Annotated in this window: 15 protein-coding genes; 7 read left to right on the forward strand and 8 right to left on the reverse strand. The window is 69.6% G+C overall.

What is annotated here, in order from left to right; genetic code table 11:
• Positions 1-16: 16 nt before the first annotated feature.
• Positions 17-319 (reverse strand): hypothetical protein, encoded by a 303-nt coding sequence (locus H4696_RS05405; protein WP_086862507.1) that lies wholly within the window; start codon positions 317-319, stop codon positions 17-19.
• Positions 320-629: 310 nt separating this feature from the next.
• On the opposite strand from H4696_RS05405, the gene H4696_RS05410 reads away from it, so the two are divergent.
• The 6 genes from H4696_RS05410 to H4696_RS05435 are packed head-to-tail and all read left to right on the forward strand — an operon-like array spanning position 630 to position 5,848.
• A complete protein-coding gene (locus H4696_RS05410) occupies positions 630-1,628 on the forward strand; it encodes a Gfo/Idh/MocA family protein (protein WP_086862506.1) in 999 nt (332 codons plus the stop codon).
• Complete coding sequence (locus H4696_RS05415; RefSeq protein WP_086862505.1) at positions 1,606-2,601, forward strand: LacI family DNA-binding transcriptional regulator; 996 nt, start codon at positions 1,606-1,608, stop codon at positions 2,599-2,601. Before H4696_RS05410 ends, H4696_RS05415 begins: the two co-directional genes overlap by 23 nt.
• On the forward strand, positions 2,598-3,149 hold the full coding sequence (locus tag H4696_RS05420) for a VOC family protein (protein ID WP_086862504.1): 552 nt from the start codon (positions 2,598-2,600) through the stop codon (positions 3,147-3,149). Before H4696_RS05415 ends, H4696_RS05420 begins: the two co-directional genes overlap by 4 nt.
• Entirely contained in the window at positions 3,146-4,036 is an 891-nt protein-coding gene (locus tag H4696_RS05425; RefSeq protein ID WP_086862503.1) for a sugar phosphate isomerase/epimerase family protein, read from the forward strand. The genes H4696_RS05420 and H4696_RS05425 overlap by 4 nt, the downstream gene beginning before the upstream one ends.
• Positions 4,033-5,022: a Gfo/Idh/MocA family protein gene (locus H4696_RS05430; protein ID WP_086862502.1), complete on the forward strand. Its 990-nt coding sequence runs from the start codon at positions 4,033-4,035 to the stop codon at positions 5,020-5,022. The genes H4696_RS05425 and H4696_RS05430 overlap by 4 nt, the downstream gene beginning before the upstream one ends.
• A 13-nt stretch (positions 5,023-5,035) precedes the next feature.
• Complete coding sequence (locus H4696_RS05435; protein ID WP_086862501.1) at positions 5,036-5,848, forward strand: sugar phosphate isomerase/epimerase family protein; 813 nt, start codon at positions 5,036-5,038, stop codon at positions 5,846-5,848.
• Positions 5,849-6,206: 358 nt separating this feature from the next.
• Here the strand turns inward: H4696_RS05435 and H4696_RS05440 are convergent, their stop codons facing one another.
• The 4 genes from H4696_RS05440 to H4696_RS05455 are packed head-to-tail and all read right to left on the reverse strand — an operon-like array spanning position 6,207 to position 9,042.
• Positions 6,207-6,998 (reverse strand): SDR family NAD(P)-dependent oxidoreductase, encoded by a 792-nt coding sequence (locus H4696_RS05440; RefSeq protein WP_086862500.1) that lies wholly within the window; start codon positions 6,996-6,998, stop codon positions 6,207-6,209.
• Positions 6,999-7,034: 36 nt separating this feature from the next.
• Entirely contained in the window at positions 7,035-7,859 is an 825-nt protein-coding gene (locus H4696_RS05445; RefSeq protein WP_192782088.1) for a shikimate dehydrogenase family protein, read from the reverse strand.
• A complete protein-coding gene (locus tag H4696_RS05450) occupies positions 7,856-8,398 on the reverse strand; it encodes a P-loop nucleotide/nucleoside kinase family protein (RefSeq protein ID WP_086865644.1) in 543 nt (180 codons plus the stop codon). The genes H4696_RS05445 and H4696_RS05450 overlap by 4 nt, the downstream gene beginning before the upstream one ends.
• Positions 8,395-9,042 (reverse strand): bifunctional 4-hydroxy-2-oxoglutarate aldolase/2-dehydro-3-deoxy-phosphogluconate aldolase, encoded by a 648-nt coding sequence (locus tag H4696_RS05455; protein ID WP_192782089.1) that lies wholly within the window; start codon positions 9,040-9,042, stop codon positions 8,395-8,397. Before H4696_RS05455 ends, H4696_RS05450 begins: the two co-directional genes overlap by 4 nt.
• Positions 9,043-9,142: 100 nt before the next feature.
• Between H4696_RS05455 and H4696_RS05460 the strand changes: the two genes are divergently transcribed.
• Positions 9,143-10,558: an MFS transporter gene (locus tag H4696_RS05460; RefSeq protein WP_086865642.1), complete on the forward strand. Its 1,416-nt coding sequence runs from the start codon at positions 9,143-9,145 to the stop codon at positions 10,556-10,558.
• Positions 10,559-11,255: 697 nt separating this feature from the next.
• On the opposite strand, the gene H4696_RS05465 is transcribed toward H4696_RS05460, so the two are convergent.
• The 3 genes from H4696_RS05465 to H4696_RS05475 form a co-directional block, all read right to left on the reverse strand.
• The gene (locus tag H4696_RS05465) at positions 11,256-11,912 is read right to left on the reverse strand and encodes a phosphoribosyltransferase (RefSeq protein WP_192782090.1); all 657 of its coding nucleotides are present in this window, start codon (positions 11,910-11,912) and stop codon (positions 11,256-11,258) included.
• A gap of 95 nt (positions 11,913-12,007) precedes the next feature.
• Positions 12,008-12,940, reverse strand: coding sequence for a nitroreductase family protein (locus H4696_RS05470; RefSeq protein WP_086857667.1), 933 nt, complete (start codon positions 12,938-12,940; stop codon positions 12,008-12,010).
• A gap of 238 nt (positions 12,941-13,178) precedes the next feature.
• A complete protein-coding gene (locus H4696_RS05475; protein ID WP_086857669.1) occupies positions 13,179-14,570 on the reverse strand; it encodes a phosphoribosyltransferase in 1,392 nt (463 codons plus the stop codon).
• Between the last annotated feature and the right edge of the window lie 123 nt (positions 14,571-14,693).

Consider the following 14,693-nt stretch of genomic DNA (forward strand, 5'->3'; position numbering starts at 1 on the left):
CACCCAGACTTACGCATCAATCGTCTAGGGCCTGGGAGAAACGCTGGGCGAGGCAGTCGCCTTCCTCGTTGAGATCGGGAGCGGGCGCCGGGCATCGCTCCCGGACTGTCCGACCACGCCGGCAGCTCAGCACGGTGCTGCACCTGGCGCCCTCGTAGAGCACGTGCAGGTCGATGTAGAGCAGGTCCGGCTCGTTTTCGGACCGGTGCACGACGTGCGCGTGCAGGTGCCCGATCAGGTCCTCGGCGGCGATCTTGCCGTGTGCGCCCGGAGTGAAGGGGTATCCGCCGTAACCGCCGGTCGGAAGTCGCTGCCGCACTGGCCGCATTGACCCGAGAACCTCATCCGCTTGCATCGAGCTGGGCCGCGCCCAGAAGACCGGGCCCCTGGCTCGGTACCGGCGCGTTCGCGCTCTTCGGCGGTAGATCAACGAGGGCCGTGGTTGACACGTAGGTGGTCCTCCGTTAGCTTTTTCTGCAACCGATCTCAGCAATCGATCTCAATGAGGGGTTCATGACCACTGGTCCTCCCGATCTGCGTGCCGGTGACAGTGCGCTGGTCGGGCGCCGCCAGGCTCCGCGGACCGGCGAGTTCGCCGACGGGATATTCGGCTCCGGTGGTGCGCAGGCATGAAAAAAGCCAAGACGATCATCCTCGGCGCGTCGCACTGGCATGTGCCCCTGTGCGCGGACCGGATCGCCGAGCAACACGACGTCGTGGGGGTCAGCGACCCCGACCCGTCGCGCACGGAGCACCTTGCGCGTCTTTGGGACGCGCCGCTCTACCAGTCCTGGCAGGAAGTGCTTGCGGCCCACGGGGACGCCGAACTGGCGTACGTCTTCGTCCCGCACGACGTCATGCGCGAGGTCTGCCTCGCTCTGGTCGCCCGGCGCATCCCGCTCGTCGTGGAGAAGCCGGCCGGGGTGTCGTTGCGGGAACTGGTCGACGTCCGCGCGGCCGCGGACGCCGCCGGAGTACCGGTCGCCGTGACTCTCGTGCAGCGGGGAGGCCCGACCGACCGCTGGCTGGCGAAGGCCGGCCGCTCGGAGTACGAGAGCGTGCAGTTCATCGCGGGCCCGCCCGACCGCTACCTCGTCAACGGCAGTCCGTGGATGGTCGACGTCGAGCGCGCCGGCGGCGGGTGCATGGTCAACCTCGCTCCGCACTTCGTGGATCTCTTCCTCCGCTCGGCCGGTGCGGAGGAAGTAGCGGTGACGGCGGCCTTGTCGTCGAGGCTGCACGGCCGTGGTGTCGAGGACTACGCCTCGATGACGCTGACCACGGCCGACGGACGGATCGCCACCATCGAGGTGGGATACGCGTTCCCCGGGGCGCCGCTCAAGCGGCACTGCTCCTTCATGCGGATCGGCGCCGCGGGGGCCGCGACCATCGGGTCCGACGGGAACGCGTCGTTCACCTCCGTCGACGGCGTCACGGAGACCGCGGTCATCGACGTGGACAGCGATCCGTTGTACGGATTGTTCGTCGACCAGGTGGCCGAGCAGCTGAGACGTGATTTCGTGGAACTCCCGCGGATCAGCGATCTCGAGGCCACGATGGCCGTCATCTGGGACGCGTACGCGCACGGCCGACAGGAGAGAACCGGTGTCCACACCCAGCATCGATGAGGTAGCGGCGGCAGCCGGGGTCCACCGGTCGACGGTCTCGCGGGCGTTCTCCCGCCCCGAGGCCGTCAAGCGGGAGACCCTGGAGCACGTCCGCCAGGTGGCGGCCGCCATGGGTTATCGGATGAGCCCGCTCGCCCAGGCGCTCCGGACCAAGGTCAGCACCCTCGTGCCGCTGGTCGTCCCCGACATCACCAACCCGTACTTCGCCGAGCTCGCGAAGGCCATGACGGCCGCCGCGGGGGAGCGTGGCTATCAGCTGGTGCTGTGCGTGACGGAGAACGACGCGGACGCCACGGCCCGGTACCTCGACGCCATGCAGGCGATGTACGCGCCGTTCGCGGTGATCGCCCCCTACGCCCGGGTCTTTCCCGCCGAGTTCGAGTCCCGGGGCTTCGGAAAGCGGCTGGTCGTCATCGACCGGGTCGAGTCCGGTGACCAGGCATCCACAGTGACCGTCGACAGCGCGGCCGGGATCGCGCTCGCGTTGGACCACTTGTTCGAGCTCGGGCACACCTCCATCGCCTACGTCTCGGGAATCGCGGGGACGCACACCGCCGCCGACCGACGCCAGGCCTACCGGACGCTGGCGGAGAAGCACGGGATGACGCCGATCGAGCTCGACAGCAACGGGATCGGCGTCGGCGCCGGCGAACGTGCCGCAGAAGAGCTCGTAAGCCTGCGTGAGCGGCCGACAGCCGTCATCGCGGGCAACGACCTGGTCGCCTTCGGACTCATCAGCGCACTCGGCTCGCGGGGGATGTCGGTCCCCGGCGACGTCTCGGTGGTGGGCTTCGACGGCCTGGCGTTCGGCGCCCGCAGCAACCCGCCGCTGACCTCGGTGCAGCAACCCATCGCCGAGATGGGCCGCATCGCCATCCGGCTCGCCGAGCAGGTGGCGAACGGCGGCTCGGTCGAGCACGTGGTGCTCCAGCCGCAGCTACTCGTCCGCTCCTCGACCAGGCCCGTGCGATGACCGGCCGGCTGCTGCCCGGGCTCTGTCACGTGGACCATGCCGCGTACACAGTCCCCGACCTGGACGAGGCGGTGCGCTTCTTCGTCGAGGTCCTCGGGGCGGAGGAACTCTACCGCTCCCGGCGCGGACCCGACCCGTCGTTCATGCCGGCGAACTTCGACGTCCCGCCGGACGCTGCCCTCGAACTCGCCATGCTGCGGCTCCCGCCGAACCTGAACGTCGAGCTGTTCGAGTGGCGGTCCGCGGACCGGCGGACCCAGCATCCCCGGCACAGCGACCGGGGCGGTCATCACCTGTGCTTCGTCGTCGACGACGTCGACGCGGCGATCGCCCACCTCGCCACGATCCCGGACGTCCGGATCCTCGGCGGCCGCAAGGAAGTCGGTCCCGACAGCCCCCTCGTGGCCGGCAACCGGTGGACGTACTTCGTCACCCCCTGGGGCCTGCTGATGGAGCTCGTCGACCGGTCCCGGGTGCAGAACCCCCCGAACCTCGTCGGCCCGGCGGACTGGAACCGCCCGCCACAAAGGAGCACTCCTCTCTCATGATCATCGCCGGACACACGCTGGGAACCCCGGGCCGTGACCTCGCCGAAGCGCTGCGCCTCTTCGCCGCGGCAGGTCTCGACGCCGCCGAAGTCATCTACCAGGACGACTACCCGGCGGCCATCAGCCCGTCGGACCCGCGGTCCGCGCGGCAGGCCGCCGCGATCGCCGACGCCGAAGGTGTCCCGATCGTCGCCCTCACCCCGTACACGACCGCCATCAACAGCCTCGACGCGGCGAGCCGGCAACAGGGGATCGACGAGTTCCGCGCCTGCATCGAGGCCGCGCACACCGTCGGTGCGACCCGCGTCCGGGTGTACGCCGGCGCCTGGCACCCGGGGGACACCGAGCACGCCCGGCACTGGGAGCAGCTGCGGAGCGCGCTGACCGTCCTCGCGCCCGAGGCCGCGGACGCGGGCGTCGTGCTCTGCGTCGAGAACCACTTCGGCACCATGACGCAGACCGCGGCCGATACCGCCCGTCTCGTCGGCGAGGTCGGCTCGCCCTCCGTCCGCGTCCTGTACGACCAGGCCAACCTGACCTTCACCCATGACGAGACCTGGCAGGAGGCCTTTGCCGTCCAGGGCGAGCTCGTCGGCCACGTGCACGTGAAGGACCTGGTCTTCAAGGACCCGGAGGCACCCTTCCGGGCCTCGGACACCGCCCGGGTCAAGGCCGAGGAACGCGCCGTCCGATCCCGGGTCGTCGGTACGGGCGTCGTGCCGTGGCCCGACATCCTCGAGGAACTCGTGCGCCGCGGCTACGACGACGTGCTCTCCCTCGAGTACGAGTACCGGTGGCATCCGCAGGACCTGCCCGACCCCGCGATCGGCTTCAAGGACTCCGCGCTCGCGCTCCGCAAGATGCTCGCCGCGGTGGTGCCCGCGTGACGAGTCCGGATGTGCTGCGCATCGGGGTGGCGGGCGCCGGCAACATCGCGAGCATCGCCCAGCTCCCGACCCTCGTCGCGCGCGACGACGTGGAGCTTCGGGGCCTGGTCACCCGCAAAGATGACCCGCAGCCCCTGATGCGGCGCTGGGGCTTCCGCCGTGCCTATCCTACGGTCGAGGCGTTGCTCGAGGCGGAGGAACTGGACGCGTTGTTCGTCCTCACGCCCCGGTCGGAGCACGTCCACGCGACGCGACTCGCGCTGGAGGCCGGCGTCGACGTCTTCTGCGAGAAGCCGCTGGCGACGAGCGCGTCCGACGCGCAGTCCCTCGCCGAGCTGGCCGCCGCACGAAAGCGGGTGCTGATGGTCGGGTTCAACCGTCGCTTCGCTCCGGTGTACGAGGCCGGTCGCGCGGCTTTCGGGGAGAGCGGCGCGAGCTTCTGCGTCGCCCAGAAGAACCGGGCAGGCTCCGAGTACCGCGCCACCTTCGAAAACGCGATCCACATGGTCGACCTGCTGCGCTGGTACTGCGGGGGCGAGCCCGTCGACGTCAGCGCGCACGCGGCCGGCGAGGACCGCTGGCAGGAGGACGGCGTGGCCGCGCTCGTCCGGTTCGACAACGGTCACACCGGCGTGCTCGTGGGGGCCCGCGACGCCGGCGGCTGGAGCGAGAAACTCGACGCCCACGGAGGCGCGGCGAGCGCGAACGTCACCGCGCCCGACCGGATCTCGATCACCCGGCCCGACGGGACGACCGTGCGCGAGATGTCGCCCGAGGCCTTCGGCTGGGCGACGGCGACGCAGACGTTCGGCTTCGCCGGAGCGGTTCACCACTTCCTCGACCGGGTCCGGGACCGCGGTGAGCCCTTGACGTCCGGGGCTGACGCGGTGAAGACCCAGCTGCTCCTCGATCGCATCCTCGCCGCCGCCGGGCTCCCCACCGAGGAGCAACCCGGACGAGCCTGGAGCAGCCACGCCAAGAAGTGAGGGATGTTTCGACGTGATCATCAACACGTTTTCGTATCTATGGTCGGCTACGGCGATCGATGCCATTGCGGAACTGGTCGACGATGGGTATTCGACGTTCGAAGTTCCGATCAGCTCTCCGCATTGTTGGCCGGATGAAATTTCCAGCTCGGAGCGCTCGGCCGTAAAGGCGAGGCTCAGTGATTACGGTGCGAGTATCCGATCGCTCAATGCCGGTGGATATGACATCAATCTGGCAAGTCCCGGTGCGAACATGCGTCGCAAGAGTATTGAGCACATCAAGTCGGTGATCGACTTGGCTGTTACTTGGGATGTCCCCGACGTCGTGATATCACCCGGTACGCGACGCCCCATGATTTCACCTTCACTCGAAAAAGCGCACGGATGGATGCACGAGAGCCTGGGTGGCCTGATTCCACTGGCCAAGCAGGCCGGCACGCGGCTACTTCTGGAAAATACTCCGTACTGCTTCGCTCCGACCGTCCGGGATCTGGCGGGTATCGTCAGTACGGTCGACGATGACGCGCTGAAGATCGTGTACGACGTCGCCAACGCTGCCTATATCGAGGAAGATCCCGTGACGGGCTTGCTCTCGTATCAGGATGATATTGCGCTCGTTCATATTTCTGACACGGGGTTGGAGACGTGGGGTCATGATCCGATCGGCACCGGGGTGGTGGATTTCGCAGGGTTGGGAGCTGCTGTCGAAGCAACTTGTGGAGTGAGCAATGTTGTTCTTGAGGTGATTCGCGAAGAAAACACCTTGTTCGAGTTCGGTCAAGCAATGCGCGACCTTGTCGATAAAGGCTGGAAATTGGGAAACTAGTGGAGTGGGTCCGGCTGGACTCTGGCTATCTCCTGGGGCAACTGTCGGACCATGGCGCTGTTGGGCAGGCCGTTCGTCAGCGCTGCGTGGCGGGTGACGAAGCGACGGTCCACGGCAGTGAACACCAGAGCTGACGCCACTGCCCTCGCGCGATCAGGTCGGATTTGCGACCGGCTCGCCACCGCAGTCCACGTAGATTCTTCGACGATGCCGACGGGGTTCCGACGTCCGGGAAGACGGTGGCCAACCCGAAGAAAACGCACATGACCAGCCCGCCGATGAACAGCCATCGACTGTGCCGGTACTCGATTGCGGACGTCCCAGGATCGGACGTTTCCGGCAGTGGGCACATTGAGCCTCAAGAGCTGGAGCTCGGCCGACCGGGAATATGGCTGAGAATAGACTTTGAGAAGCCGCCGTCGACGCAGATGTCCTGCCCGGTGACATAACCCGACAGCGGGCCTACCAGAAATTCGATCACGTTCGCGATATCCGCGGGTTCCCCGATCCTTGCCAGCGGAATGATGTCTTCCCGTTCTTTCTTGATCTGGGGGTCGGCGTACATTTTCTCGGTCATCGCGGTATGGGTCATGCCCGGCGACACCACGTTCACGCGGATACCGTCAGGTGCCCACTCCAAAGCGAGCGTCTGGGCCAGCATGGTCAAAGCGGCTTTGCTGGGGCTATAGGCACCTGACCCGGCATGGGGCAGCTGACCGGACATCGAGGAGGTGAAGCAGGCCGAACCGCGACTGCGCTTCAGGTGCGCGTAGCTTGCTTTGGCGAGAAGCCACGCGCCGCGGAGGTTGACGGAGAACATGTCGTCCCAGTCCTCGACGGACAAGTCGCAGATTGCGCCGGGACTGGCGATTCCGGCATTCGCCACCAGCGCGTCCAGGCCGCCGAACTCGGCTACCGCGGCTTCGACGAGCTGACCTGGCACGTCGGGATCACCGAGGTCGCCCACCAACGCGATCGCAGTACCGCCCAGCGACTGAATCGAACGGACTATCTGCTCTTGACCAGTTGTCAATTTATGGCCGCACACCGCGATCTGCGCCAGCTCGCCCCGCGCAAGAGCGGCCTCGGCGAGCCTGACGCATGTCGACGCGCCGATGCCGCTGCTTCCGCCACTGACCAAAGCTCGCATTGTGCACACTCCTCCAGCTGGGGATCAAAGTCACAGTCACCGCGCGGCTGCGCGCAGCTCTTCAGGTGTGGCGCCTTCGAACCCGAAGAACTCCAGGTACGCGGGAATCAGCTCGAACAGCATGTCGCTGCCGACCTGGATCGGGCAGCCCTTGTCCTTGGCTGCCCGCAACAACGGGGTGATGTCGGTCTTGAGCACCACATCTCCGACGTACGCACCGGGCGCGAGGCGGCCGACGTCGACCGGCAGCGGATCGCCGTCGTTCATCCCGAGGGGGGTGGCGTTCACGATCAGGTCGTAGCCGTCGGGATCCCGCGATCCCACCACGACCTTCAGGTCCGAGTAGTGCAGGCCGATGCGCTGGGAGAGCGCGTCGGAGGCGGCTGCGTCGGGATCGAACAAGCCGATCTCGGCCAGGCCGAGGCCGGCCAGCGACGCGGCGATCGAAGAACCGACCCCGCCGTTGCCGACGACGAGCGCGCGTTTCCCGGCCGGGTCGAAACCCTTGCGCAGCATGCCGCGGACGAAGCCGGCGCCGTCGAACTGGTCGGCGAGCAGCGACCCGTCCTCCCGCCGCAGCACGGCGTTCGTCGCTCCGGCGATCGCGGCGGCCGGGCTGATCTCGTCCACCAGTTCCATGGTGGCGACCTTGTGCGGCATGGTGATCAGCGCGCCGCGGACGTTGGTGAGGGCGAAGATCGATCGGAAGAAGCCCAGGTAGTCCTCGGCCTTGATCCCCATCGGGACGACAGCGGCGTCGATGCCGTTCCTCTCGAACCAGGGATTGCAGATCAGCGACGACTTGAACGTGTGCGTGGGGTAGCCCAGGTGCGCGACGAGGGTGGTCGTTCCGCTGATCATCGGGCCTCCTGCGCGTCGTTGGAGAGCTCTGACAGCCGTACGCCGGTCCACGCGCACCGCAGCCCGCCGTGCTCGGCCCAGTACTCGTCCCAATGGGCGAGCTTGATCTGGTCGCGTTTGAGGCCACGCTTGCGCAGCCGGTCCTGCAGCGTCTTCGGGGAGACGCGGACACGTACCACCTCCACGTCGATCGGCGGCCAGTCGAAGCGCTCCGCGGCCGCGGTGATGAAGGTGGGGTCGGACAGATAGGGGCTGAAGGGCGCGTCGACCACCACGGGGCAACCGAGGCGGAGGTTGGCCCCGGCGACGTCGAGCAGCGAGTCGTACTCAAGCGGCAGGATGTGGTCGCGGTAGAACGGGTTGGCCTCGCGATCGCCGGGGTCGTACCCGGCCGACACCAGGGCGGTCTCGACGAACCGCGCGCTCATCGCGTCCTTGTCGAGGTACGCGGCGCCGTGCTGCCGGGCGAGGCGCTGGGCGATCGTCGACTTGCCGGAGCCCGCCGTGCCGATGACGATGTGCAGGGTCGGCGCGTTCATCCGCGCGCGCCCCGCACCGCCATCAGGAAGTCGCGGGCGGCAGCGGTCACCCGGGTGAAGTCGCCGTCGGGCTGCCATGCCTTGGTGACGGCGCTGCCCACACCGACGCCCGCCACGCCTGCGGCGAACCACTCCTTGACGTTCTCTGCGGTGACCCCGCCGGCGGGCATGATCGGCAGGTGCGCCAGCGGTGCGAGCACGGCCTTGGCGTAGGGGATACCCGCGTTATCGGTCGGGAACATCTTGACGATGTCCGCACCCGCCTCGGCGGTCTCGAGGATCTCGGTCGGGGTGAAGGCCCCACTGATCGTCGGCACCTGGTAGCGGTTGGCGACGCGGATCATCTCTGCGTTGAGCTGCGGGCTGACCAAGAAGGCCGCACCGGCTCGGATGCACTCGTACGCGGCGTGGCCGTCGAGGACGGTTCCCGCTCCCACGGCGACACCGTCCGGTGCGTACCGGGTGGCCAGCCGTCGGATGAGCTCGACGGCCCCGGGGATGGAGAGCGTGATCTCGAGGGCGCGGAACCCGCCCTCGATCGCGGCGTGCGCGACGCGTTCCGCGCTGTCCGCGTCGGGCAGCCGGACGATGAGCACAGCACCCGACTCGTCGATCGTGCGCAATGTCGCAAGCTTGGTGAACACCGGTGTCCCGTCTGGTCGAGAGCGTGATTGACAAATACTCGCACGCTCCTTACGGTCTCTGCAACCGATCTCAGCAACCGATCTCATTGTGGAGCGCTCAATGACGACGAACTCCTCAGACGCCTCCGGGACGGCAAGCCCTTCCGAGCTCTCCGAGGTTCTGGAACGCCCTCGCCGCCCGGTCAACATGGTGGCGGGCACGATCGGCCACTTCGTCGAGTGGTACGACTGGTACGTCTACGGGCTGCTGGCCGCCGTGTTCGCTCCGCAGATCTTTCCGAGCCACTCCGCGTTCGCCTCGCTCATCGCGGCGCTGCTCACGTACGCGATCGGGTTCGTGGTCCGCCCCTTCAGCGGGATCATCGTCTCGCCGCTGGCCGATCGCTACGGCCGACGGGCTGTCCTCACCCTGTCCGTGTCCGGGATGGCGCTCGGCGCCTTGATCATCGCGCTCACCCCCGGGTACGGCACGATCGGCTACGCGGCGCCCATCCTCTTCGTGGTGGCCCGGATCCTGCAGGGCATCTCGGCCGGCAGCGAACAGCAGAGCGCCATCTCGTTCATGGTCGAGCACGCCCCGCCGAACAGGAGGGGCCTGTTCGGGTCCTTCTCGAACATGGCGAGCGGCCTGGCGACCCTCGCCGCGACCGGGGCCGCCGCGATCACCACCTCGGCCTTCTCCCCGGCCGAGCTTGCGGCCTGGGGCTGGCGCATCCCGTTCCTCGTGGGTGGCATCCTGGGTGTGGTCGGTCTCGTCCTGCGGGCCCGCGCCGACGAGACCTCCGAGTTCGAGGCCAGTTCCCTCGTCGACAAGAAGTCGGCACCCGCACGGCTGCTGGCTCTGCTCCGTGAGCATCCGAAGGCTCTGCTGCAGACGGCGGCGCTGTCCGCGCCGGCTGTGGCCTACTACACCTGGGCAACCTTCCTGCCCACCTATGCCCAGCTCACCAGCGGACGGGACAAGTCCTCCACCTTGGTCGGCAGCGTCATCGGGCTCACCCTGCTGGTCATCATCGTGCCGATCTGCGGCGCGCTGTCGGACCGGCTCGGCTGGCGCAAGATCTTCCCCATCGTGGGTGCGGTCGGCATGATCGTGCTCTTCTACCCGCTGCTGCTCCTTCTCGACCGGCCGGGCTTCTGGGTTTACGTCGTGGTGGCCGCATCGGGATGGATCGTCCTGGGCATTTGGCAGGCGGTGTACCCGACCATCCAGGCGGAGCTGTTCCCGGCGTCGGTCCGGGTGTCCGGCATCGGCTTCTCCCACCAGCTGGTGATCGCCGTCTTCGGCGGCACCGCCCCCCTGATCGCGGCCGCGTTCGTCGGCGCCGGGCACCCCAGGTTCGTCGCTCTCTACATGATCGTGGTCATCGTCGTCTGCCTCGCCGTCTACTTCACACTCCCGGAGACGGGCAGCAAGACGCTGCGAGCGACAGTCGCGCTGAAAGACCAGGAGGTCGTGGAAGGTGAGCTCGAGGAGGTCGCTGCGCGCACTCCGACGAAGCGTTCCCTGTCGTAGGCGCCGCCTGCCTCCGCGAGCAAGGCGCTTCGTCGACGAGGGTCGCTTCGCATCGAGGCCTGAGGTTGGTGACACTCCGGTGAGTGCTCGAACTCACGAGAGCCCCGGGCGCTGGGAAGCGTGTCCGGCCGTGGGGCGATCCGAAGCTCTGCAGTGGCTCGTGGTGGGCTGAGTCATTGCGGACGCGGATCGCGATGCGTTGCGCCGGACCACCGTGCGCCCGCCCACCGCGGTGACTGAGACTGCAGGCGGCAAGAGCCGGTGGAGTGCTGGGGAACCGGTCGCCGAGCAGTGCGTTCATCAGTTCCGGCAGCTCGGCCGGCAGCAGCTTGTCCGTGCACGCGGCCAGTGCGGTCGCCGGCCACCAGCGTCGTTCGATGAGGCCGGCGCGCTCGTTGGCGGTGTGGCGGAGGGGGACCTGCGGTGCGTCGTGGTCGGTGTGGGCGAGGTAGACGTGGTCGAGGCGATGGTGGTCGCGGCCGCGCCAGGCAGTGGCTGGCCTCGCTCCGGCGGGCCTGCTTGGACGAGATGGAGCGGCGCGATCCGGTGGGGTTCAGCCGTTGGCTCGCCTGCGGGGCCCGGGCCGGAAGTGATCCGAGCCGCTTCGTCGCGGTCGAACGGAGACTCGTCGAGCCTGGAGCGGACGACGCGAGCTGAATCCGGGCCGGAACGGGGCGGCGGGTGCCCGCTCCCGGCATCAGGTCCAGGTCGTTCCGGTGGCGGCCGGCTCCCGTGCCAGCAGTTCGAGGACCTCGGTGTCGTCGAGCTGGTCGAAGTCGGTGTACCAGTCGCCGACAGAGCCCTTGCGCCGCAGCGGGACCGGGCAGAGGGTCTGGTCGACGCCGGTGGCGAGCGCCCCCAGGATCTCGAGGGGTGCGACCGGCACGGCGAGGATGATCCGGCCGGCTTCTCTGGCCCGCAGCACTCGGATCGCGGCCCGGGTGGTGGCGCCGGTCGTGATGGCGTCGTCGACCAGGACGACGGTCCGGCCGGCGACCGGCAGTGGCGGGGCGTCCGGGTGGTAGCGGGTGGTGCGCCGGGCGAGTTCGGCTTTCGCCGATCTGGCGACCCGGCCGAATTCGGCTGGGGTGACCTTGAGTGCCCGGATGGTGTTCGGGTTGCTGACGATGACGCCGGGCTCGCCGGCCGCGCCGATGACGAGGTGCGGGCGGCGTGGCGCGATGAGTTTGTGGACCAGCAGTGCGTCGAGCGGGGCGTGCAGGGCGTCGGCGACCTCGCGGGCGACGGCGACGCCGCCGCGGGGCAGGCCGAGGACGATCGGTTCGTGCCCGCGTAGGTAGTGCAGCCGCGCTGCCAGGGTCTGGCCGGCTTCCCGCCGGTCCCGGAACCGCATCGTCGCCTCCCGCCGTCGGCCGTTCCCCACCCTGCCCGGCCGGCGACCGGGCCGAGCAGGGCTGGAAGTCACGGCCTTCGACGGCACAAAGTCCTTCACCTGACGGCGCGGTGGTGGTACTTCGGTGGCGCCTGGAGCGGCTCGAGGACGTGGGCCAGGCCTCGCCGTGGTGTTGCCGGCAACGGCGCGGCGTTGGCCGGCGCCCAGCCGACGCGCAGCAGCACTTGGGGGACACCGGCGTCGGTGACGAGATCATCGAGGACCTCCCGCGCTTCCGGAGTCACCAGCGGCTCGGTGAGCGCGCAGGAAGCCAGCCCGAGGGCGGTCGCTCTCAGCAGGACCGCGCTCGTCGCTTCGCCCGCACGCAGGCGCCAGAACGTGTCGTCGCCCGGGGTGCTCAGGACAAGCAGCACGGTCCCCTCGTTGTCCGGTGCGATGGCGGACGGTGCCGCCCGCCGGTGCAGCACCGCGGCGCCTGCCGGACTCCGGACGGGGGACGGACGCCCGGCATCGGGCGGGAACTCGCCGGCGATCGCCGCGGTGACCAGCCGGCTGGCGGAACGGTCCAGCACCCGCACCAGGACGCCTTCGCGAGCCGCTTCCCCGCTCAACGCGGCGAGGTACTCGCGCGGTACCGGCCAGCTCCCGTGCGGTCGCCGGTCCGAGCGGCGGTGGGGGATCGCGGCCGCCAGCACGACGTCCCGCTCGGACGGCTCGGCCCAGTGCGGGGTCACCACGGCGAGATGGCCGGGATCGGCGGCATCGGGTAACCGATCGACGGTCGTGGCCCAGCCGAGCGCACCGAACCCGACCCGCAGGTGGTGCAGGGCCGCGCCGCAGCCGAGCACCAGGTCCCGCCGGTCCCGTTCGCTCTCCGGCGGCCGGGGTTCCGGATCCGCGAAGAGGTGAAAGGTGCTGTACCCGATGCGCCACTGCCAAGGCTGCGCGTTGTGCGCCGACGGGGCGCGGACGGCCATGGCGACCGCGGTCCGCACGGTGGCGGCGTCCGGAATCCGGTGGTCCGGCATCAGTGGCCTCCCGCTCTCGGCCCCCTGCTGCTTCAGTCGACCGCGCTCGGCGGCGGAGCGGGAGGGGCTTGGGACCTTCGGTCCCGGGACTTCCGGACCCGGCTCAGGACGAGGACGCGTTCGCGGTGGGCGAACCTGCGCAGCAGGGCTGATCGCGAGATCCTGTGGGGCCCGCACGCGCACTGGCAAATGCTCGTCCCGGAGCCGGCCGAGCGCGGCGAGGTCGCTCTCCACCCCCTCACGACGCGCTGCCGGAATGTGGACTGCGGCCGTCGGGGCCTTCCTTTCCTTCGCCCGGGCCGGACTCGGCCAGTGCGGGTGCCGGGGTCCTCGGCCCACGGCCGAGACGGGTGGTGAACCAGTCGCGGGCGAGGTACGCGACCTGGTCGAGCGCACCGGGTTCTTCGAACAGGTGCGTGGCACCGGGGACGACGGCCAGGCACGTCTCCCCGGGCATAGCGGCGCGTGCGCGCCGGTTGAGGCGCAGGACGACGTCGTCGGCTCCCCCGACGATCAACAGGGTCGGGGCGCGCACCCGGTGCAGGGCCGCACCGGCGAGGTCGGGACGCCCGCCACGCGACACGATCGCGCGGACGTCGACGTCCGCTCCGGCCGCGGCGACCAGCGCGGCCGCGGCGCCGGTGCTCGCGCCGAAGTACCCGACGGGCAGTCCGGTGGTTCCCGGCTGGGTGCGCAGCCAGTTCGTCGCCTCGGCAAGCCGCCCGGCGAGCAACGGGATGTCGAAGACCTTCGTGCGGTCTGCTTCTTCGGCGGGCGCGAGCAGGTCGAACAGCAGCGTGCCCAGGCCGGCCCGGTTCAGCACCGCGGCGACGTGGCGGTTGCGCGGGCTGTGCCGGCTGCTTCCGCTGCCGTGGGCGAAGACGACGAGGCCGGTGGGGCCGCCGGGGAGGGTGAGGTGGCCGGGCAGGACGGCCCCGGCCGACCGCAGTGCGACCTCGTCGTCCCGCAGGAGCGGCGCCGGTGGTGGCCGCCGGTCCTCGGCGGCTCGCCGGAGGAGGTCGCCGACCTCTGCGTCGGAGGTCGGCCGGAAGTCCCGGTACCACTGGCCGACGGCGCGGAAGTCCGCCGGTGTCCGCAGGCAGACGACGTCGTCCGCGCTCGCGCGGAGGTCTGCGGCGGCGTCCCGCGTGGCCACCGGCACGGCGAGGACCACGCGCGCCGCGCCCTGTGCCTTGGCGACGCGGCACGCCGCGCGGGCCGTCGCCCCGGTGGCCACTCCGTCGTCCACGACGATCACGGTCCGGTCGGCCAGCGGGATCCGCTCGCGTCCGGACCGGAGCCGGGAGACCCGGCGTCGCAGTTCGGCTCCTTCGGTCTCGGTCACGGCCGCGATCTGGTCCGTGGTCAGTCCGGTGCGGCGGACCATGTTCTCGTCGATGACGCGGACCTCGTCTTCGCCGAGGGCGCCGAAGGCGAGCTCTGGCCGCCAGGGCAGCCCGAGCTTGCGCACCACGATGACGTCGAGCGGTGCGCGCAGGGCCCGCGCCACGGCGAACGCCACCGGCACGCCGCCCCGGGGCAGCCCGGTGACCACCGGGTTCTCGTCCCGGAACCGGGTCAGCCGCTCAGCGAGGCGATGGCCGGCGGCGGCGCGATCGGCGAACCGCATGAACACCTCCCGGAACGGGCAGACCGTCGAGGGTGCTCCGGAGCCCTCGCGGTGACCAGGGCACACCGTCCTCGGTCGAGAGGACTTTCGGTTCCCCGCGCGGTCCGGCCTGCCCGGGAACTG

The sequence above is a fragment of the Amycolatopsis lexingtonensis genome (genome assembly GCF_014873755.1).
GTDB classification, from domain to species: Bacteria; Actinomycetota; Actinomycetes; order Mycobacteriales; family Pseudonocardiaceae; genus Amycolatopsis; species Amycolatopsis lexingtonensis.